This is a genomic window from Microbacterium sp. Beta, assembly GCF_005502545.1.
Taxonomy (GTDB): Bacteria; Actinomycetota; Actinomycetes; order Actinomycetales; family Microbacteriaceae; genus Microbacterium; species Microbacterium oxydans.
In genome coordinates this window covers 31771-50216 of record NZ_SCOG01000008.1, presented here as the reverse complement: position 1 = coordinate 50216, position 18446 = coordinate 31771, and the positions used below count along the sequence as shown (strand labels likewise).

Annotated in this window: 18 protein-coding genes and 3 pseudogenes; 13 read left to right on the top strand and 8 right to left on the bottom strand. The window is 65.4% G+C overall.

Annotated features, from left to right (window positions below):
• Positions 1-63 precede the first annotated feature (63 nt).
• A complete protein-coding gene (locus FFS56_RS10035; RefSeq protein WP_232089073.1) occupies positions 64-540 on the bottom strand; it encodes an ATP-binding protein in 477 nt (158 codons plus the stop codon).
• Between the two features lie 197 nt (positions 541-737).
• On the opposite strand from FFS56_RS10035, the gene FFS56_RS10030 reads away from it, so the two are divergent.
• Positions 738-1208, top strand: a complete 471-nt coding sequence (locus tag FFS56_RS10030; RefSeq protein WP_127011788.1) for a hypothetical protein — start codon at positions 738-740, stop codon at positions 1206-1208.
• Here the strand turns inward: FFS56_RS10030 and FFS56_RS10025 are convergent.
• Positions 1180-1614, bottom strand: a pseudogene (locus FFS56_RS10025) (transposase); the annotation flags it as partial. The gene FFS56_RS10030 and the pseudogene FFS56_RS10025 overlap by 29 nt on opposite strands.
• Positions 1615-1994: 380 nt before the next feature.
• Entirely contained in the window at positions 1995-2258 is a 264-nt protein-coding gene (locus FFS56_RS10015; RefSeq protein ID WP_164734079.1) for a transposase, read from the bottom strand.
• A 715-nt stretch (positions 2259-2973) separates the two neighbouring features.
• Here FFS56_RS10015 and dnaK point away from each other — a divergent pair.
• The 6 genes from dnaK to trxA are packed head-to-tail and all read left to right on the top strand — an operon-like array spanning position 2974 to position 9663.
• On the top strand, positions 2974-4839 hold the full coding sequence (gene dnaK / locus FFS56_RS10010; RefSeq protein WP_127011787.1) for a molecular chaperone DnaK: 1866 nt from the start codon (positions 2974-2976) through the stop codon (positions 4837-4839).
• Between the two features lie 18 nt (positions 4840-4857).
• Positions 4858-5397 (top strand): nucleotide exchange factor GrpE, encoded by a 540-nt coding sequence (locus tag FFS56_RS10005; protein WP_127011786.1) that lies wholly within the window; start codon positions 4858-4860, stop codon positions 5395-5397.
• A 3-nt stretch (positions 5398-5400) separates the two neighbouring features.
• Positions 5401-6288: a DnaJ C-terminal domain-containing protein gene (locus FFS56_RS10000; RefSeq protein ID WP_087132768.1), complete on the top strand. Its 888-nt coding sequence runs from the start codon at positions 5401-5403 to the stop codon at positions 6286-6288.
• Complete coding sequence (locus FFS56_RS09995) at positions 6285-6596, top strand: chaperone modulator CbpM (RefSeq protein ID WP_087132767.1); 312 nt, start codon at positions 6285-6287, stop codon at positions 6594-6596. Before FFS56_RS10000 ends, FFS56_RS09995 begins: the two co-directional genes overlap by 4 nt.
• The gene (clpB, locus tag FFS56_RS09990) at positions 6587-9214 is read left to right on the top strand and encodes an ATP-dependent chaperone ClpB (RefSeq protein WP_113681183.1); all 2628 of its coding nucleotides are present in this window, start codon (positions 6587-6589) and stop codon (positions 9212-9214) included. Before FFS56_RS09995 ends, clpB begins: the two co-directional genes overlap by 10 nt.
• Positions 9211-9663 (top strand): thioredoxin, encoded by a 453-nt coding sequence (gene trxA, locus FFS56_RS09985; protein ID WP_127011785.1) that lies wholly within the window; start codon positions 9211-9213, stop codon positions 9661-9663. The genes clpB and trxA overlap by 4 nt, the downstream gene beginning before the upstream one ends.
• On the opposite strand, the gene FFS56_RS09980 is transcribed toward trxA, so the two are convergent.
• Entirely contained in the window at positions 9548-10108 is a 561-nt protein-coding gene (locus tag FFS56_RS09980; RefSeq protein WP_208644294.1) for a hypothetical protein, read from the bottom strand. The genes trxA and FFS56_RS09980 overlap by 116 nt on opposite strands.
• Positions 10109-10523: 415 nt before the next feature.
• Here FFS56_RS09980 and FFS56_RS09975 point away from each other — a divergent pair, with 415 nt between their 5' ends.
• The 4 genes from FFS56_RS09975 to FFS56_RS09960 all read left to right on the top strand — a co-directional run bounded on the left by FFS56_RS09975 (position 10524) and on the right by FFS56_RS09960 (position 13336).
• Positions 10524-11228 (top strand): hypothetical protein, encoded by a 705-nt coding sequence (locus tag FFS56_RS09975; protein ID WP_127011784.1) that lies wholly within the window; start codon positions 10524-10526, stop codon positions 11226-11228.
• Complete coding sequence (locus FFS56_RS09970; protein ID WP_127011783.1) at positions 11206-11619, top strand: phage holin family protein; 414 nt, start codon at positions 11206-11208, stop codon at positions 11617-11619. The genes FFS56_RS09975 and FFS56_RS09970 overlap by 23 nt, the downstream gene beginning before the upstream one ends.
• Positions 11616-12179: a DUF3618 domain-containing protein gene (locus FFS56_RS09965; RefSeq protein WP_137771927.1), complete on the top strand. Its 564-nt coding sequence runs from the start codon at positions 11616-11618 to the stop codon at positions 12177-12179. The genes FFS56_RS09970 and FFS56_RS09965 overlap by 4 nt, the downstream gene beginning before the upstream one ends.
• 62 nt (positions 12180-12241) lie before the next feature.
• Positions 12242-13336 carry a YihY/virulence factor BrkB family protein gene (locus tag FFS56_RS09960; RefSeq protein ID WP_127011782.1) on the top strand — a complete coding sequence of 365 codons (1095 nt, stop codon included), beginning with the start codon at positions 12242-12244 and terminating at the stop codon, positions 13334-13336.
• 61 nt (positions 13337-13397) lie between these two features.
• Here the strand turns inward: FFS56_RS09960 and FFS56_RS09955 are convergent, their stop codons facing one another.
• The 4 genes and pseudogenes from FFS56_RS09955 to FFS56_RS09940 form a co-directional block, all read right to left on the bottom strand.
• Positions 13398-14114, bottom strand: coding sequence for a TetR/AcrR family transcriptional regulator C-terminal domain-containing protein (locus FFS56_RS09955; protein WP_171010977.1), 717 nt, complete (start codon positions 14112-14114; stop codon positions 13398-13400).
• A 333-nt stretch (positions 14115-14447) separates the two neighbouring features.
• Positions 14448-14797: pseudogene (locus tag FFS56_RS09950) on the bottom strand (transposase); the annotation flags it as partial.
• Positions 14798-15138: 341 nt separating this feature from the next.
• A pseudogene (locus tag FFS56_RS09945) lies at positions 15139-15452 on the bottom strand (hypothetical protein).
• Between the two features lie 61 nt (positions 15453-15513).
• Positions 15514-16047 carry a DUF488 domain-containing protein gene (locus FFS56_RS09940; RefSeq protein ID WP_233437380.1) on the bottom strand — a complete coding sequence of 178 codons (534 nt, stop codon included), beginning with the start codon at positions 16045-16047 and terminating at the stop codon, positions 15514-15516.
• Between the two features lie 433 nt (positions 16048-16480).
• Between FFS56_RS09940 and FFS56_RS09935 the strand changes: the two genes are divergently transcribed.
• Positions 16481-17674, top strand: a complete 1194-nt coding sequence (locus FFS56_RS09935) for an alcohol dehydrogenase catalytic domain-containing protein (protein ID WP_127011780.1) — start codon at positions 16481-16483, stop codon at positions 17672-17674.
• Between the two features lie 85 nt (positions 17675-17759).
• On the top strand, positions 17760-18272 hold the full coding sequence (locus tag FFS56_RS09930) for a hypothetical protein (protein WP_127011779.1): 513 nt from the start codon (positions 17760-17762) through the stop codon (positions 18270-18272).
• Positions 18273-18446: the final 174 nt, after the last annotated feature.

The window sequence follows — 18446 nt, the reverse complement described above, 5'->3', positions numbered from 1 at the left end:
ATACCCCTTCGAGTCAGGAGGGCGACCAGCGTGGGCGTGGCGCCGGTCTGGGCGCAGCCACGATCACATCGGGCTTGTCACGTGGACGATCCTGAGTGGGCCTTCTTCAGGTGTGGGCGTCTCGAACCCGTCGATGTACGCGATCGCTCGCTCGCGCGACACAGCGATGTCGTCCGGGCCGGAGTTCTCGCGCTGGGCCAACCTGTCCAGGAGGATCGACCGCCTGGTGTCCAGGTAGTAGACGACCGGGACGACGCCGAGGGGGGCGCAGAGCCGCCTGAACTCATCGCGCGAGGCACGGGACCAGAACGAGGAGTCCACGACGACGCCCTTCCCCTGCTTCACACAGTCGACGAGCTTGTCCTGGAGCGTTCCGTTGACGACCTGGCGCGCGTCGTCGCCGATCGGGTGGGTCCGGTGCCCGAGGGCCCACGCCTCGCCGTCGAACGAGACCCTGACATAGCCCCGGGCCTCCAGGCCACGCGCGTAGGTCGACTTCCCCGATCCAGCCGGACCGCACATGAGGATGACCTGGTCCACGTAGCCAACCCTATGCGGGCTCAACGCAGGTGAGGGACGAAGGCGGTGACGCCCGGGTAGGAGTCGAGGCCTGCATGATCACCTACGGCCGGCATCACCCGGAAATCCGCTTGACCATACCGCCGTGCCGTAAGCCGATCCCCTACCGAGACACCCCGCGCACGCCCACGCGGCGAGCCTGTGAGTTGGGGCGTTAAATGTCGCGCTCCTTTCGGCGTTACCTGTCATCGGAAATTTCAGGCGAGCTGATCTTTCCGCTATCCGCCCTCGTGCTGAAGGCCATGGGAGGGCCGGCATTCTTGCCCAAGAAGCACCCCTCCAACGCGCTCGCTATGCAGAGCGCGTTCACCGTGCCGCTCGGGCTGCTCGTGGCGATCGCCCTCGGCACCCTCGCGCCCTCATTGTTCTTCCCGGCCTCGCTCATCATCGTGGGCGCTCACTACCTCACGTTCATCTCGCTTTACGGGATGCGCCTGTATGGCGTCCTGGCCGGTGTCCTTGTCGCAGTCGGCGCGGCAGCGATCTTCGTCGTCCCGACGCTGCGGGACGCCAGTGGTTGGATCGGTGCTGCGGTGCTCCTCGTCTCAGCGATTCCTCTCTTCATCAGCCACCGGGCCGAGGAGGCAGCATCTGTGAGCGTTACGAGGCAAGTGTTCGAATCCAGCTGATCGCGGCGTGGATGAGGACGGCTGCGCGGTAGATGACCGCGTGCTTGTCGTAGCGGGTGGCGAGCCCTCGCCATTGCTTGGTGTGGCAGAATCGGCGCTCGATCACGTTCCGGTTCCTGTAGTCGGCGGCGTCGAGTCCGACCGGGCGGCCGCCTCGTGACCCGCCACGCTTGCGATGACCCTTCTGGTCGTCGGGCTCGGGGATCGCGGCCTTGATTCCACGGGAGCGCAGATGGCCGCGGATCGCGCGGGACGAGTACGCCTTGTCGGCGCGGACCGCCTCGGGTCGGGTGCGCGGCCTACCGGTGTCGCGGCCGACGCGCAGGTGCGCCATCAGCGGCAGGAACATCGGCGAGTCCCCGGCCTGCCCGGGCGTGATCAGCGTGACCAGAGGGAGTCCGTTGCCGCGCGTCGACGACGATCTCGGCGGTGATCCGGTCGCTGATCGACCAGCCGACGATGCGGCGGCTGAACGCGTCGATGACGGCGGCGCAGTAGACCTATCCGTCTCTCGAGCGGTGCTGTGTGATGTCGCAGAACCAGAGCCGGTTGGGCGCGTCAGCGCGGAACTGCCGCTTCACGAGGTCCTCGTGCGTGGCGGTGTCGGGCTTCCAGCCGCGCCGCTTCCGGCGGTGCGAGACTCCGGCCAGCCTGCCCAGTCGCATCAGCCGCGCGAGACGCGCTTGCGGCTGACGTGAACGCCGAGTCCGAGCCGGAGCTCGGCGAGCACCCGCGGAGCACCGTAGGTTTCCCGCGAGTCAGAGTGGATCCGGCGGATCGTGGTCGTCAGTTCCGCATCCGCGATCGCGCGCCGTGACGGCGGCCGGCTCGCCCATTCACCCGGTTCCGGCGCCGCAACTCGACGAGCTCCTTGTGCTCGTCGGTGGTGACCCCGGCCTTGCGGCCGGAGTCGACAGCGTCACGGTTCATCCAGTTCCGAAGGCAGGATTCGCTGATCCCGAGGTCACGCGCGGTCTGCGCATCGGGATTGCCCTGAGCAACAAGATCGAGGGCTCGACGCCGGAACTCCGGCGGGTGGGCAGCAGGCATGTCACGGACTCCTTCCGAGACGATCATCGCCTCAAAGTCGGTGTCCGGAAAAGCGGGTCAGGCTCCGTTCGTCAGGCAAATGTCTTGCGAAATGTCTACGTGGGGTCCATGCTGGCGCCAGAACGAGTTTCGTTCGCGCCTCTGCTTGGACCACATCGTCCTGGTGGGTTCTACACCTCCGACCGTCGAACAAACATCGGCAGTGGAGTTATAGCGACTCAGCGTAAATGGGAGGGGGTGGTGAGATGGTGACCTCATGTGCGGACCTGCGCATCGCTCAGCAGATGGATCCGCGCTCGATGTGGGTCGATCTGTCCCGAGAGGGCGACGAGTACGTTCCTGAGGCGAACCTGCCAGGCATCGACTCGGAGTCCATCGAGCTGGGTGGGCGGCCAGCCGCTCACCATCCGCGCGGTCAGCGGCCCAGTCCGGGACCGCCGGCGCGAAGTGGTTCACCGCCGAACGGCCCCCACGGGCAATTCATGCGGCTGCTGGGACTGGCGCCCGGCATCGACAGCGACAGCGTCACCGCCAGCTGCGACCTGGGCGTCCTGCGGGTGGTGATGCCCATCGAGCAGCCCGCCGTCAGGAAAGATCCCCCTGAAGCAGCCTGCTTCCTGACTCTGGGCACTCAGCCCTGCGCCTGCGCCGATCCTGGCGCGCTCTTTGACGACCCCTGCAACGTGTCTCACGCGACAAGAAAGGAACAACCATCATGGCCAAGGCAGTAGGAATCGATCTGGGAACCACGAACTCCGTTATCGCCGTCTGGGAGGCCGGCGAGGAGAAGGTCATCCCGAACGTGGAGGGAGCCCGCACTACCCCGTCGGTGGTCGCTTTCACCGAGGACGGTGAACGGCTGGTGGGGCAGCTTGCCCGCCGGCAGAGCATCCTCAACCCGAAGGGCACCATCTCGTCCGCCAAGCGGTTCATCGGCCGGTCCTTCGACGAGATCAAGGAGGAAGCCAACGCCGTCGGCTTCGACGTCGTGGAAGGCCCCAACGGCGAAGCACGGTTCAACATCCGCGGCAAGCAGTACGCGCCGGAGGAGATCAGCGCCCAGGTGCTGCGCAAGCTCGTCGACGACGCCAGCAAGTTCCTCGGCGAGAAGGTGACCGAGGCCGTCATCACCGTTCCCGCCTACTTCAACGACGCCCAACGCACCGCGACCAAGGACGCCGGACGCATCGCCGGGCTCGAGGTGCTGCGCATCATCAACGAGCCCACCGCCGCCGCACTGGCGTACGGAATGGACAAGAAGAACCACGAGACCATCCTGGTTTTCGACCTCGGTGGCGGCACGTTCGATGTCAGCCTCCTCGACGTGGGCGACGGGGTCGTCGAAGTGCGATCCACCGCGGGTGACACTCACCTGGGCGGCGACGACTTCGACCGCCGGCTGGTGGACTACTTTGCCGACGAGTTCAAGAACGAGAACGGCATCGACCTGCGCAACGACCCGCAGGCGCTGCAGCGACTGTTCGAGGCGGCCGAGAAGGCGAAGGTCGAGCTCAGCTCGGTGTCCCAGACCCAGGTCAGCCTGCCCTTCATCACCGCCGACGCCAGCGGACCCAGGCACCTCACCATGACCGTGAAGCGGTCCAAGTTCGAAGACCTCACCGCTGACCTCGTTGAGCGGTGCCTCGGTCCGGTGCGTCAGGCGATGGCCGACGCGAAGGTCAGCGAGAACGATATCGACGAGGTCATCCTCGTGGGCGGTTCCACCCGCATCCCCGCTGTCCAAGCGCTCGTCAAGCGGCTCACCGGCGGCAAGGAGCCGAACATGACGGTGAACCCCGATGAGGTGGTCGCTGTGGGCGCCGCCATCCAGGCGGGCGTCCTCAAGGGCGACGTCGACGACGTGCTGCTGCTGGATGTCACCCCGCTGTCGCTGGGTGTGGAGACCCGCGGTGGCGTGATGACGAAGATCATCGAACGCAACACCACCATCCCCGCCCGACGCAGCGAGGTGTTCTCCACGGCCGAAGACAACCAGCCGTCGGTGGAGATCGTCGTCCTGCAGGGCGAGCGGGAGAACGCCGCAGACAACCGGGTGCTGGGCCGGTTCCAGCTCACCGGCATCCGCCCCGCTCCTCGCGGTGAAGCGCAGGTGGAGGTCACCTTCGACATCGACGCGAACGGCATCCTGCACGTGACGGCGAAGGACAAGGACACCGGCACCGAGCAGGGCATCACCATCAGCGACACCTCGAATCTGGACCAGGGCGAGATCGACCGGATGATTAAGGAAGCCGAGCAGCACCGTGCTGACGACCAGGCGCTGCGCCAGGCCGTGGACGCCCGCAACGAGCTGGACTCCGCCGCCTACCAGGTCGAGCGGGTACTGCGTGAGCTCGGCGACGCTGCACCGGAGCACGAGCGTGCCCGCGCGGAGCTGCTCATCACGCAGGCCCGCGAGGCAGTGCAGAACAACGTCGGCGAGCAGGAAGCGAAAGAGCGCACCGGCGAGCTGCTGCAGGTTGCGCAGTCCCTTGCTGCGGCCCGCGCGAACGCCAGCCACGCTGAGCAGCCCGCTCAGGACGACGAAGACGACGTCGTCGACGCCGAATTCGACAAGTAGCACGGAGGGAGGATCGCGATGGTCGAGGAGCAGAACGAGGACACGCGGGCCGTGGACCTGCTGAACGACGACCTCACCGACGTGTCCCCGGAGGAGATCCGCGCCGCGCAAGCAGCGGTCGCCGCCCAGTTGGAGACGGCCGAGGACCGGTGGCGCCGGGCGGCGGCGGACTACGACAACCTCCGCAAACGGATGGCGCGCGAGATCCAGACGGTCCGCGAGCAGGAGCGGCGGCACACCGCCAAAGCCTTCTTGCCCGTCGTCGACGGGCTGGACCGGGCGCTCAGCTTCGGGGTGGACCTTGACGGGGGCGTTCTGGGTGGCATGCAGGCCATCCGGGCGCAGGCCGCTGATGCGTTGCGCGCACTCGGGTACCCCGAGATTGTCATCGACGGTGCGGAGTTCGACCCGCAGCTGCACGAGGCGGTCTCGGTGGTCGAGGATGCCAGCGTCCCGCCGCGCAGCATCCTCGCCGTCACTCGCCCCGGGTTCGGAACGCCTGAGCGGATGCTGCGACCGGCTGCGGTCGTGGTCACCCGCAGGCCGGATGAGGAGTAGGAGATGGCGGAGGATCTCTACAGCGCGCTCGGGGTCTCCCGGTCGGCGGATCAGAAGGAGATCCGCCGCGCCTACCGGGAGAAGGCCCGCAAGTTCCACCCGGACGTCAACAAGACCCCGGGGGCGGAGGAGACCTTCAAACGGATCAGTGAAGCCCACGATGTGCTGTCGGACCCGGAAACCCGCTCACAGTACGACCGGTTCGGTGAGAACTTCCGGCAGTACGCCGCCGCGGACGCGGCTCGCTCCTCCGAGCAGCCGCGCCGCAGCGGGGGCACCCGATACACGTGGAGCGGGGGCGGCGCGCAGAGCTCGAACTGGGAGGACCTCTTCGGGGGCGGCTTCGGTGGTTTCGGTCGCGGCGCCGACCACACCGCGGAGCTGGAGATCACCGTCGAGGAGGCCTACCGGGGCGGGCGTCGCACCGTGCAGGTCGCGTCCCCGTACGGCGGCGCGCAGGAGTACACCATCGACATCCCAGCGGGCGCTGTCGACGGGCAGCGGCTGCGGATCTCGGGCGCAGGCGGAGCGGGCGCCGACGGACAGGACGGGGACCTGCTGGTCACGCTGCGCGTGAAGGACAGTAAGCGGTACCGGCTCAGCGGCGCGGACATCGAAACGGACCTTCCCATCTCACCGTGGGAGGCGGCGCTGGGCGCGGATGTCAGCGTGCCCACCCCCGGCGGCCCGGTCACCGTGCACGTTCCGCCCGGCTCGTCCACTGGCAGGCGGCTCCGCCTGCGCGGGCAGGGGATGCCCCGCAGAGGACAGCCGGGAGACCTGTATGCGCGGGTGAAGGTCGTCGTTCCGCGCACTCTCAGCAAGAAGGAGAAGGAGCTGTTCGAACAGCTCCGCGACGAATCGTCGTTTGATGCCAGGAGAGGATCATGACCTCACATCACCTGCCCGTCCGTGTCGCCCGGGCCGACCTGGCGGCGACCGCCGTGGCCGCAGGTATCCACCCGGATACGCTGCGGAAGTTCGTCGAGCTGGGGCTGGTCACCGCCCACGTCGACACCAGCGGCCGGCTGTGGTTCGCCGGTACCGTCCCCGCCCGCGTGCACACCATCGTGCGTCTGCACTCCGATCTTGCCGTGAACTACGCCGGCATCGCACTCGTGCTCGACCTGCTCGCCCGCATCGAGCAGCTCGAGCAGCACCGGACCATCCGACTCGAAGGAGACACCCCATGGACATGAACTCACTCACTCAGAAGTCGCAGGAAGCGCTCACCTCGGCCCAGAGCATCGCGGTCCTGGCCGGTCAGATCGAAACGGACGAGGAGCATCTCCTGCTCGCACTGCTCCAGCAGGAGGAGGGGCTGGTTCCCCGACTTCTGCAGACAGCGGGTGCTGACGTGGAAGCGGTACGCGCCGACGTCGAAGCGGAGATCGCCCGCAAGCCCAGCGTCTCCGGGTCCTCCCCGCAGACCGGTCAGGTGTATCTGAGCCGCAGCCTCACCTCCACCCTGGAACGGGCGGAGCGGGAGGCAAAGCGGCTGAAAGACTCCTACATCTCCGTGGAGCATCTCGTTCTGGCCCTCGCCGACGACTCCTCCAACCGTGCCGCGTCCCGCGTGCTGCGCGGGCACGGTGTCACCCGGGAGAGCTTCCTCAGCGCGCTCACCAAGATCCGCGGCAACCAGCACGTCAACTCCGCCACCCCCGAGCAGACGTACGAGGCGTTGGAGAAGTACGGCCGTGACCTGGTCGCTGACGCCCGGTTGGGCAAGCTTGACCCGGTCATCGGGCGTGATGCGGAGATCCGCCGGGTCATCCAGATCCTCTCCCGCAAGACCAAGAACAACCCCGTCCTCATCGGCGAGCCCGGTGTCGGAAAGACCGCCATCGTGGAGGGCCTTGCCCAGCGGATCTTGCGTGAGGACGTGCCCGAGGGCCTTCGCGACAAGACCGTGTTCTCGCTGGACCTGTCTGCCCTGGTCGCCGGCGCGAAGTACCGGGGCGAGTTCGAGGAGCGAATGAAGGCAGTCCTGGCAGAGGTGAAGGCAGGGGAGGGACGCATCCTGCTGTTCATCGACGAGCTCCACACTCTGGTGGGGGCGGGAGCCACCGAGGGGGCAATGGACGCCGGCAACATGCTTAAGCCGATGCTCGCCCGCGGGGAGCTGCACCTCATCGGTGCCACCACCCTCGATGAGTACCGCAAGCACATCGAGAAGGACGCTGCCCTGGAACGCCGGTTCCAGACGGTGATGGTCGAGGAGCCTGACGTGGAGGACGCGATCTCCATCCTCCGCGGCCTGCGCGAACGACTGGAGATCTTCCACGGTGTCCGCATCCAGGACAGCGCATTGGTCGCTGCCGCCGTGCTGTCCCACCGGTACATCTCCGACCGGTTCCTGCCCGACAAGGCCATCGACCTCATCGACGAAGCCTGCGCGCGACTGCGAACCGAGATCGACTCAATGCCCGCTGAGCTCGACGAGCTGACCCGGCGGGTGACCCGCCTGGAGATCGAGGAAGCGGCGCTGTCGAAGGAAACGGACCCTGCCAGCAAGAAACGGCTGGAGGAGCTGCGCCGGGAACTGACCGATCTGAAGGCGGAGGCGGACTCCAAGCGCGCCCAGTGGGAGGCGGAGCGTCAAGCGATCCGCAAGGTCCAGGAGCTGCGCGGTGAGCTGGAGCGGCTGCGGCGGGAGGCGGAGGAAGCTGAGCGCTCCTACGACCTCAACCGTGCCGCTGAACTGCGGTACGGGGCTATCGCTGACGCGGAACGACGCCTGCGCGCCGAGGAGGAGCGTCTCACCTCCAAACAAGGCGGGCAGCGGCTGCTGCGGGAGGTGGTCACCGAGGACGAGATCGCCGAGATCGTCGCAGCGTGGACGGGGATCCCCGTGGCCCGGCTGCAGGAAGGTGAACGCAACAAGATCCTCACCCTGGACGCCACCCTCAAGGAGCGGGTGGTCGGTCAGGATGAGGCCATCACGCTCGTCAGCGACGCGATTATCCGTGCCCGCTCCGGCATCCGCGACCCGCGCCGACCCATCGGCTCCTTCATCTTCCTCGGCCCCACCGGTGTGGGAAAGACCGAACTGGCCAAAGCGCTCGCGCAAGCACTGTTCGACAGCGAGTCGGCGATGGTCCGGCTGGACATGAGCGAGTACCAGGAACGTCACACCGTCAGCAGGCTGGTCGGTGCACCTCCCGGGTATGTCGGGTATGACGAGGGAGGGCAGCTGACCGAGGCGGTGCGCCGCCACCCGTACAGCGTGGTCCTTTTCGACGAGATCGAGAAAGCGCACCCGGACGTGTTCAACACGCTGCTGCAGGTCCTTGACGACGGCCGCATCACCGACAGTCAGGGACGCACCGTCGACTTCCGCAACACCATCGTCATCATGACCTCCAACATCGGTGCCCATCACCTGTTGGGCTCCGATGGGGGCGCGATCCCCGACGACGTGCGAAACAGTGTGCTCGGTGAGTTGCGCGCCCACTTCCGTCCCGAGTTCCTCAACCGGGTGGACGACATCGTGGTGTTCTCGCCGCTGGGTCGTGAACAGATCCGGGACATTGTGGAGCTGCAGTTCACCGACCTGCGCTCCCGGCTGGCCGAGCGTCAGATCCGCATCGAGCTGACGCCCGCGGCACGCCAACTCATCGCCGACCGCGGCTACGACCCCGTGTACGGTGCGCGTCCGCTGCGACGCTACATCAGCCATGAGATCGAGACCCGACTGGGTCGTGCGCTGCTGAGCGGGGAGGTGATGGACGGGTCGACGGTCACGCTGGACGTGCACGACGGCGACCTCGTCTTCAACATCGCAGCGCCCGTCGAAGAGGAGGACACGGCGTGAGCGCGATTGTGACCTGCCCCAACTGCGGGAAGAAGAACCGTGTCCCCGCCGCCGCGTCGGGGTACCCGCGCTGCGGCGTCTGCAAGAGCGCCGTGCCGTGGATCGTCGATGCGGGCGATGCGGACTTCGCCGAGGTGGTCGAGAAGGCCCCGCAAGTGGTGCTCGTGGACTTGTGGGCGACCTGGTGCGGACCGTGCCGGATGGTCAGCCCTGCCCTCGAGAAGGTCGCCACGGAACGTGCCGGCAAGCTCAAGCTGGTGAAAGTGGACGTGGACGCCGCGCCGGAGACGGCCCGCAAGTTCTCCGTCCAGGCGGTGCCGACTCTGCTCATCCTCAACCAGGGGAACGTGCTCTCCCGCCAATCCGGAGCCGCCCCGCTGAACGTGCTGCTGCGCTGGGTGGACGAGGCGCTGCAGAAGAAGGCTGACTCGGCCGGTGCTGCTCGATGAGATATGTCGACCCACACGTCGCGCCGAGGATTGCGCCGAGGAGAGTGACCACGGCAGCGCCGAGGGCGGTGAGGATTCCGGTGAGGGTGGCGGTTTCGGGGGTGACCGGGATACGGGGGAAGCTCTGCAGGTTGGCGAGGATGTCCCACTGGGAGCCGGCGATCGCGGTGACGATCGCGAGGATGATCGCGATGACGATGGCCCACAGCCAGACAGCGATTCCCTGCTTGACTCCGCTGAACCGTGCCATTCGCCCGGCGACGTAGCCGCCCGCGAAATAGGAGATCAGCAGCACGAGCCCTATGGCGATCGCGCTGACGATACCGACGGTGCCCGCGTTCTCGGCGGCAGCGTCTGCGGCTTCGTCCGGCGTGGTGCCGTTGCCGAAACCGATGGCAGCCCCGACCGCTGCGACCAGGGCGGTCAAGAGCACTGTGGTGCCCATTGCCGTGAGCCAGCCGAAGAAGGCGGAACCAAATTTGAACCCGCCGAATTCGGCCTTCTCGCGTTCGTGGACGTCGGTGCGGAGAGTGTGATCGGCGTCAACAGGGACAGCTGCATGGGGGGGAGTCCTCGTCGTACACCGGCGCGCCGGGCTCCCGATACTCGTTCGAGTCGTTGCTGGTCATACGGAGAAAGTAGGCCGACGACGTGTGAGCAGGGAGGTGGTTGTCCTCCCGGAGATAGAGGCGTACTGTATGCGACCTTACATAGTAAGGCTCCGGCTCTGGCGTTGTTCGAGATCCGGCGGGCCGTGTACACCGTAAGGCTGCTCGGTGCAAGGGTCCTGATGAAGTCGGGTGCGGGGGTCTACAACAGGATTCACCGATCGGTTTGATCGGTCCGCGAGAGGAGCACTAATGTCGGACAACTATGAGACGACCAGCCCGAGCGGCTCGGACGTACGATCCCCGGATTCCTCAGGCAAGGTGGACGCTGCCAAGCAGGAAGCCTCTGACCTGAAAGACACGGCCACGTCGCAGGCGAAGGATGTTCTGGGTACGGCCAAGGATGAAGCGGCTTCTGTCGTCGGGGAGGCGAAGACTCAGGCGAAGGATCTGTACGCGCAGACCCAGCGGGAGCTGTCGGAGCAGGCCAACACGCAGCAGCAGCGCCTCGCGGGAGGTCTTCGCTCGGTCAGCGACGAACTCGGTTCCATGGCCACTAACTCCGACGGCAGCGGCGTCGCCAGCGATCTGGTCCAGCAAGTCTCGGGTCGCCTGTCCGCAGCCGCGACGTGGCTCGGTGACCGCGATCCCGGTTCCGTGCTCACGGAAGTCAAGCGTTATGCCCGCCGCAAGCCGGGCACGTTCATCCTCGCCGCAGCGATCGGCGGAATCGTCGTCGGCCGCCTCACTCGCGCTCTCGCCGCGAACGCGTCGGACGAGAAAAACGCCTCATCGGCACCAGTGTCGCCGCCGCAGCAGGTGCACCCGGACCCCTCGGTACCTGTCCCTGTCGTGAACGACCTCGGCGCGGGCGGCACCCCCGTCTACACACAGACGGCTTCTAGCCGTCCGGATCTTCTCGGGGAGGGCGGCTATGACCGACCCAACGCCGTCTGAGGCGAAGGCCGCGTCGACGTCTATCGGAGATCTGCTGGGCGAGGTCTCCCGTGACATTTCGACGCTCATGCGCCAAGAGGTCACGCTCGCCAAAGCGGAGTTGAAGGACTCGGCAACCAAGTCCGCCAAGGGCGCAGGCCTCATGGGTGCCGCCGGCTACGGAGGGCTGATGGCGGTGTTCTTCTTGTCTGTCGCACTGTGGTGGGCACTGGGAACCCTGATTGGCGGAGGCTGGTCTGGCGTCGTCGTCGCCGTTCTCTGGGCGATTATCGCCGCGATCCTGTTCCTGGTGGGACGGACTCAGTTCAAGCAAGTCAAGGGCGCCCCGCAAACCGTGGACACCCTCAAAGAGATCCCCGAAACGCTGAAGAGAAATGAGGAGAACCGATGAGCGATTCACCCGATGAGATCCGCGCCGACATCGAGCGGACCCGCCAAGACCTCGGCATGGATGTGGACGCGCTGGCCGACAAGGTCTCGCCGTCGAAGATCGTGGACCGGCAGATCGACAAGGTCCGCGGAGTTTTCGGCTCCGTGCGGGAGCGTGTGATGGGCGCCGCAGACGACGCCGGCTCCTCACTGTCGGGCGCTGGATCTCACGTCGGCGACGTGAAGGACCGCGCCGTGGCCAAAGCGGAAGGCAATCCGCTCGCGGTCGGATTGATCGCTTTCGGTGCCGGTCTGGTCGTCGCCTCGCTGATCCCTGCATCGTCGAAAGAGAAGGATCTCGCTGCCACGGTGAAGGAGCAGGCGCAGCCGCTGGTGGACGAGGTCACAGACGTCGCGAAGGAAGTCGGCGAGCATCTGAAAGAGCCCGTGCAGGCCTCCGTCGAATCTGTGAAGGAATCGGCGCAGGACTCCGTCTCCACGGTCAAGGATGAAGCTCAGAACGCCGCCGGTGAAGTGAAAGACCAGGCTCAGCACGCTCGCGAGAACATCTCCGACAACTGACCTACACGGATCGGGCGGGCCCGTCATCAGACGGGCCCGCCCCCCACGATGAAGGACTCGCGATGAGCAGCAAAGCCCCCTCCACCGAACGCAACGCCCCGGACCCCGAATCCACCAGCAAGCCCGACTCCCCGGACGATCTGCACAAGAGGTCCTGGAAGTACGTGTTGCGGAAAACGATCCGCGAGTTCTCTTCCGATCAATGCACCGACATCGCCGCGTCGCTGACGTACTACGCGGTGCTGTCGCTCTTCCCGGGCCTGATTGCGATCTTCTCTCTACTGGGTGTTGTCGGGCAGGGAAAAGCCGCCAGCGACGCAGTGCTGGGCATCATCGAGCAGGTCGCTCCCGGTGACACGGTCGACACGATCCGTGGGCCGATCGAGCAGATCGCCGAGTCTCCGGGTGCCGGTTTCGCTCTCATCACCGGTATCCTGCTGGCCATCTGGTCGGCATCCGGCTACGTGGGCGCGTTCAGCCGTGCGATGAACCGGATCTATGAGATCGAGGAGGGCCGGCCGTTTTGGAAGCTGAAGCCCGCCCAGCTGCTGGTCACCATCATCATCATCGTGCTGCTCGTTCTCGCCGCGATCATCCTCGTCGTCTCCGGCGACGTCACCAAAGCGATCGGCGATGCCCTCGGCATCGGCGACGTTCCCCAAACGATCTGGTCCATCGCCAAGTGGCCTCTGCTCGCCTTCATCGTGGTGTTGGTCGTCGCGATCCTCTACTACGCCACCCCGAACGCGAAGCAGCCCAAGTTCCGGTGGATCAGCATCGGCGCCCTCCTCGCGATCATTGTCCTCGCTCTGGCCACTCTCGCATTCGGGTTCTACGTCGGGAACTTTTCCAACTACGACCGCACCTACGGCTCTCTCGCCGGCATCATCATCTTCCTGCTCTGGCTGTGGATCGCGAATCTTGCCCTGCTCTTTGGTGCGGAATTCGACGCCGAGCTCGAGCGCGGACGCCAGCTGCAGGCCGGAATCGCTGCGGAGGAGGACATCCAGCTCCCTCCCCGCGACACCCGCAAGAGCGATAAGGCCGCCGAGAAGGAACAGAAGGACATTGAGCAGGGCCGCCAGCTCCGCGAACAAGCGGACGCGAACGACGCGGACGCCCACGACACGGATCAGGGTGAGCCCGGAAAACAGTAACCCATCACCGGACCCGCGGCGCGGAGGCGGAAGATGCGACCGCACTCGTGGAGCCGCAGGGCTATTGGGTCATGTCTCGGTTGAGGCGGTCGAGAAGAACCTCGAGCGACACCTCGAATTCCTCATCGGAGCGGTCCTCGCTGAGCAAGGACCGCAACCTCCGCACCTCCGGTGCATCGTGCAAACCGACCTGGCCGTCGCGCTCGGGGATGTCCGCGTCCCCTTCATCCAGAGGCTCTTCCACAGGACCGGTTTGGGCCCCGCGCACCGCGGACTCCAGGAGGAGCTGGCCGAGCAGAAAGCTGCTGAACGCGCGGTACGCGTCGACCGCTTGAGCGTCGGTGAAGCCATGACCCAGAAGGGTGCGGAGGAACATGTCCACGACTTCGACGCTGCGCAACGGGGGACGCAGCCACGGGGCGGCAGGATGCCGTGTAGCGACCAGAGGGAACGCGTGAGGATGATCGATCGCGATCTGCCGCACCTTGTGGGCAACGTCCTGCAGGAACCCTTGCCAATGCTCGGCTAGCTCGTCATCCAGGTTTGAGGTCAGCCTGCCGAGGAGCAGAGCGATCACACCCTCCAGGAGATCCTCTCGCCCATGCACGTATCGGTATAGGGACATTGCCTCGACACCCAACTCTTGGGCGAGGGAGCGCATCGACAACCCCTGGGCGCCCGAACGGTCAATCTGTTCCAACGCCGTCTCGACGATGAGTTCACGGCTCAGGCGGCCAGCTGCTGACCGTGAGCGTTTCTTGCTCAGTTCCTTCGACATAACGCATCTCTTCCCGTCGGCTCAAGTGACCCGCTGCGTGTGACTGCGGATGAGACCGGCATACGCCCACGTTAACCCCGCTTCACGGCAGGAGGGCGATATCTGCCCGGACTTGTGAGCGGGTTGCTGACCTCACTCGTCACCCCAGATATGTAGGGGATTCCCTACGTCGAGCTGACTTCGGTGCACGGATCTTGGGGTCGGCGCGGTCGCTACAGCAGCAGAAGCCAGAGAAGAGCTGCAAGGTTCGCGAGGGCAGTCGCTGCCGGGCCAATCGTCTTGATTCGATCGCGAATGATCGCGCCAATTCCTGCATCCGCTGCTTGGACAGCGGTCCTTGTGTTCGTCGATGAAGTCGACTATCGCTTGTGTGGCCGGTCGAGTTCGGCCGCGAAGAAAGCCGAAGCCGCCTTCAAGATCTCGTTCGCCCGCCGCAACTCGGCGTTCTCCCGCTTGAGGCGCTTGATCTCCACTGTCGCGTCAGTCGTCACACCGGGCCGGTCGCCCGCGTCGACCTGCTCCCGGCGGATCCAGGTGCGGATCGTTTCCGGCGACCCGATCCCGAGCATCTGCGCGACCGCAGTCATCGCGGCATACTCGCTCGGATAATCGGATCGCACCTCGGCGACCATACGGACAGCGCGCTCACGAAGCTCGCGCGGATACTTACTGGGACGTCCCATAAGACAGATCCTTCCAAGGAATCCTGTCTCCGGACACACCGGGGCGAGTCACTGCGGTAAGTTGCCTGTAGCAAACGCCGCGCCGCTGCAGTTAAGCCGCCATGCCCACCTTTTGGTGGACATGGATGGTAACGTTTGGTTAGTAGCTGGGGCTACTTGCGGAGCGTCTGGGGCGCTACGCCACACGCAACGAGGCGATGTCACGTTTCTGTGACGAGCCCTCTCGGAGCCTCGGTTCTGGGGAACTCATCGTTTCGAGAGGGCTGCCCCTCGGCTCGAGAGTTTTCGACGCGCAATACGCAAGGCGGGCCCGCGTAGTGTCGTTCCCACTCGAGTGGGGGTCATCCTGTGGGTGTTTCCAGGACTTCCTCGAGGAACGTGATTCCTCCGGAGCTGTTGGCTGACTCCATCAGCGCGTGGATCCATTGCAGGTTGAGTTGCGGGGTTCGAGCTCATCGAAGGTGAATTGCAGTGGGATCGACGGGTGTAGCCAGATGGTGCTGCGCCCTTCAGGGTCCCCTTCTGGATGGCGCCAGGACAGGGTGAAGGACTCGTTGCGGCGGAGCTTGGTGGCGACGATCACTTTGAGGTGTGCGAGGGCACGCTCCTCGATGTGGATCGGCGCTTCCGACCCGCCGTAGTGCAGTGTGCCCATGGTGGACGACATCCATTCTCGGAATGACAACTCGGTCACATCGGCGAGAGGCTCGCTATGCCTACGGTTGCCCTTCCAGGTTAGTGGGCGGGTACCAGACCCGTTTGCCCTCCACCGATGCGAACGACGTGAGTGTGTGGGGTTTGGTGGAGGTGGCGCTCATGATGTCCTTCACAGAAATGTGGCGAACGAGCAGCGCGTCCGCGATGAGAGACCGGTGGCAGCGCCACGGGACCGCTTCCGCGCACATGATGGCCACAGTCTTCTCTTTTGCTCGATCGATCAGGCGTTCTATTCCGCGCGTGAAGGGCTCGGTTTGCATGTAGTCGGCGTAGCTGCGGAAGCTTTTGTTGCGCCAGGCGCCGTTGATGCTCTCGACGTTCACGGGGGTGTGGCGGAGACCGCCGAGTTCTTCCATCCGCGCGTACTGCAGGCCTGCGTCCGTCAAGCTCTGTTCGAGCGCCTGCGCGCCGAATTGCGGGTTATGTCGGGAGCCGGGAACCGTTCGGACATCGATGAGTTGTTGCACGCCGTTGTTTTCGAGCAGCGTTATGAACTCCTCGATCGGGTGTGTGGAGTGACCGATGGTGAACACTGTCGGGGGTTGCATCCTGCTCCTGAACGGTTGCGAGCGGTCGGTTGCGACCGGGGAACTCCTCGCACCCAAGGGGTCCGCCGGTCAGTCGATCAGCGGCTCGCTCCCTTGCGTGGCTTGAGGAAGACGTCGGGTTCGCGCTTTTCGCGCTTGGCCGCTCGCTTTTCCTTGATCGACAGCTGCGACCTCCCCGACGAGGATCCCGAACCTGCGCGTCGGCGGCGGGTGAAGAATCAGACGAAGTCATGACCAGATCGTACTGACCGGCGCAGCTGATCCACCCGCCTTCGAGCGGCCGGCGCGAACCTGGCGCAAAACGCCCGAGTCATGACGCAAAACGCCGGACCGAGCTGAGGATACTGTGCCAGTGTGAGGTGCAGCCCGCTGCGCCCACGTCAGGAGCAGAAGCGGGCCAATCAGCGAGGAGAAGGACATGCCAGAAACCAACCGGGCAATCGTTTTCGACAGCCCCACCAAGCTCACCCTGGAAAGCCTGGACTTCCCGAAGCTCCAGATGCCGAACGGGACGAAGGCACCTCACGGCGTCATCGTGCGCATCGTCGCCACGAACATCTGCGGCAGCGACCTGCACATCTACCGTGGTTCGTTCCCTGTCCCGCAGGGAATGGTCATGGGGCACGAGATGACCGGTCAGGTCGTCGAGGTCGGATCCGACGTGCAGTTCATCCAGCCCGGCGACCTCGTCTCCGTGCCGTTCAACGTCGCATGCGGCCGCTGCCGGAACTGTAAGAACGGGCGCACCGACGTCTGCCAGACCGTCAACCCGCAGGTGCACTGCGGGGCGTACGGCTTCAACCTCGGCGACTTCCAGGGCGGCCAGGCCGAATACCTCTTCGTCCCCTACGCCGACTTCAACCTGCTCAAGTTCCCCGACAACGACGCAGCGATGGAGAAGATCCGCGACCTCGCGCTCCTCTCGGACGTCCTCCCCACCGCGTTCCACGGCCTCATGGAAGCCGGCGTGAAGGTCGGCTCGACGGTCTACATCGCCGGCGCCGGACCCGTCGGACGTGCAGCAGCAGCAGCAGCACGCCTCATCGGCGCCGCCGCCATCATCGTGGGCGACTACGACAAGGAACGACTCGACCTCGTCAAGCGCAACGGCTGCGAGACCATCGACCTCAGCCAGGACATCCCCCTCGCCGACCAAATCGAAGCCATCCTCGGCGTCCCCGAGGTCGACTGCGCCGTCGACTACGTCGGCTCCGAAGCCCACGGCATCGGACACGAAGCCCACGAACTGCAGCCGCAGGCCGCAATCAACCAGGTCCTTGCCGCAACCCGCGCCGGCGGCGCAACGGGCGTCATCGGCATCTACGGGCCCGACCCACTCGCCGACACCAAGGAAGGGCAGGAAGGAACGTTCCCGCTCGACTTCGGCAAGGTCTGGATCAAGTCCCCACGGGTCTCCGCCGGACAGGCACCCATCATGAGCTACAACAGGGACCTCATGATGTCCATCCTCTGGGACCGCATGCCGTACCTCAGCGACATGATGAACACGAAGGTGATCAGCCTCGACGACGCCGTCGGCGCCTACGAGACCTTCGACCAGGGTTCAGCGAACAAGTACATCATCGACCCTCACGGGCTGATCTCGGCGTAAAGCAAACCGAGCGCGGCGACCGGACCAGTCCGGCCGCCGCGCTCTGCTGAGGTGAACCGCAACGATCGAGTAGAGGAGGACCAGCGTGGACAACCAGGAACGTGCACCGCGTCACCCCGTGCGATCCTGGTCAACAAAGGACGCCCCGACCGGTGCGGTGGTCGACTACTGGCGCCAAGCACGTGAACGCGCATATGTAAAAGTGCAAACCGACCCGCTTGCGCCCAACTTCTACGGCAGCATTCGCCTTCAGACCTTTGAAGATTTCTCGATCTCGTACAAGATAGCTGGCGCGGAGACGGCACGACGCTCCCGAACACAGCTCGCCACCGGAACCGAAACGGACCACTATTTCTACTTCCTGTTCCAGACTCGCGGGTCGATCGCAGTAGAGCAGGGCGGGCGAGTAGCAACGGCTCTCCCTGGTTCCGTAGTCATCTACGACAGTGCCGAGCCGTTCGTCTTGCGCGCAGAGAAGCCATATGAGCAGGTAGTCCTCGAAGTCCGAGCTGCACAGCTCATGGAGTCGAGAGCGTTATCAAACCGGCTCTTCCCAGATGAGGGTGTAGGTCGGCCGGGCGCATCGGTCCGCAGATAGACGTCGAGATCTCCCGACGATGGATGTTCCTACGCCATCCATCCGAAAGACCTCGACGTGTCCGACGCTACCCCGCCGGCCGGCTTCGGCCGCCCTGACCTGACCGCCTTCGCGTCTCATCCCAATCGACCCTGATCGGGTCTGCTGATCCTCTCGACGAGAACGCAGCGACAT

What these genes read in the sequence shown, in the direction of transcription:
- FFS56_RS10030 (WP_127011788.1), top strand. Translation starts at nt 738, where the DNA reads ATGTCGCGCTCCTTTCGGCGTTACCTGTCATCGGAAATTTCAGGCGAG.
- FFS56_RS10015 (WP_164734079.1), bottom strand. Translation starts at nt 2,258, where the DNA reads ATGCCTGCTGCCCACCCGCCGGAGTTCCGGCGTCGAGCCCTCGATCTT.
- dnaK (WP_127011787.1), top strand. Translation starts at nt 2,974, where the DNA reads ATGGCCAAGGCAGTAGGAATCGATCTGGGAACCACGAACTCCGTTATC.
- FFS56_RS10005 (WP_127011786.1), top strand. Translation starts at nt 4,858, where the DNA reads ATGGTCGAGGAGCAGAACGAGGACACGCGGGCCGTGGACCTGCTGAAC.
- FFS56_RS10000 (WP_087132768.1), top strand. Translation starts at nt 5,401, where the DNA reads ATGGCGGAGGATCTCTACAGCGCGCTCGGGGTCTCCCGGTCGGCGGAT.
- FFS56_RS09995 (WP_087132767.1), top strand. Translation starts at nt 6,285, where the DNA reads ATGACCTCACATCACCTGCCCGTCCGTGTCGCCCGGGCCGACCTGGCG.
- clpB (WP_113681183.1), top strand. Translation starts at nt 6,587, where the DNA reads ATGGACATGAACTCACTCACTCAGAAGTCGCAGGAAGCGCTCACCTCG.
- FFS56_RS09980 (WP_208644294.1), bottom strand. Translation starts at nt 10,108, where the DNA reads ATGGGCACCACAGTGCTCTTGACCGCCCTGGTCGCAGCGGTCGGGGCT.
- FFS56_RS09975 (WP_127011784.1), top strand. Translation starts at nt 10,524, where the DNA reads ATGTCGGACAACTATGAGACGACCAGCCCGAGCGGCTCGGACGTACGA.
- FFS56_RS09970 (WP_127011783.1), top strand. Translation starts at nt 11,206, where the DNA reads ATGACCGACCCAACGCCGTCTGAGGCGAAGGCCGCGTCGACGTCTATC.
- FFS56_RS09965 (WP_137771927.1), top strand. Translation starts at nt 11,616, where the DNA reads ATGAGCGATTCACCCGATGAGATCCGCGCCGACATCGAGCGGACCCGC.
- FFS56_RS09960 (WP_127011782.1), top strand. Translation starts at nt 12,242, where the DNA reads ATGAGCAGCAAAGCCCCCTCCACCGAACGCAACGCCCCGGACCCCGAA.
- FFS56_RS09955 (WP_171010977.1), bottom strand. Translation starts at nt 14,114, where the DNA reads ATGTCGAAGGAACTGAGCAAGAAACGCTCACGGTCAGCAGCTGGCCGC.
- FFS56_RS09935 (WP_127011780.1), top strand. Translation starts at nt 16,481, where the DNA reads ATGCCAGAAACCAACCGGGCAATCGTTTTCGACAGCCCCACCAAGCTC.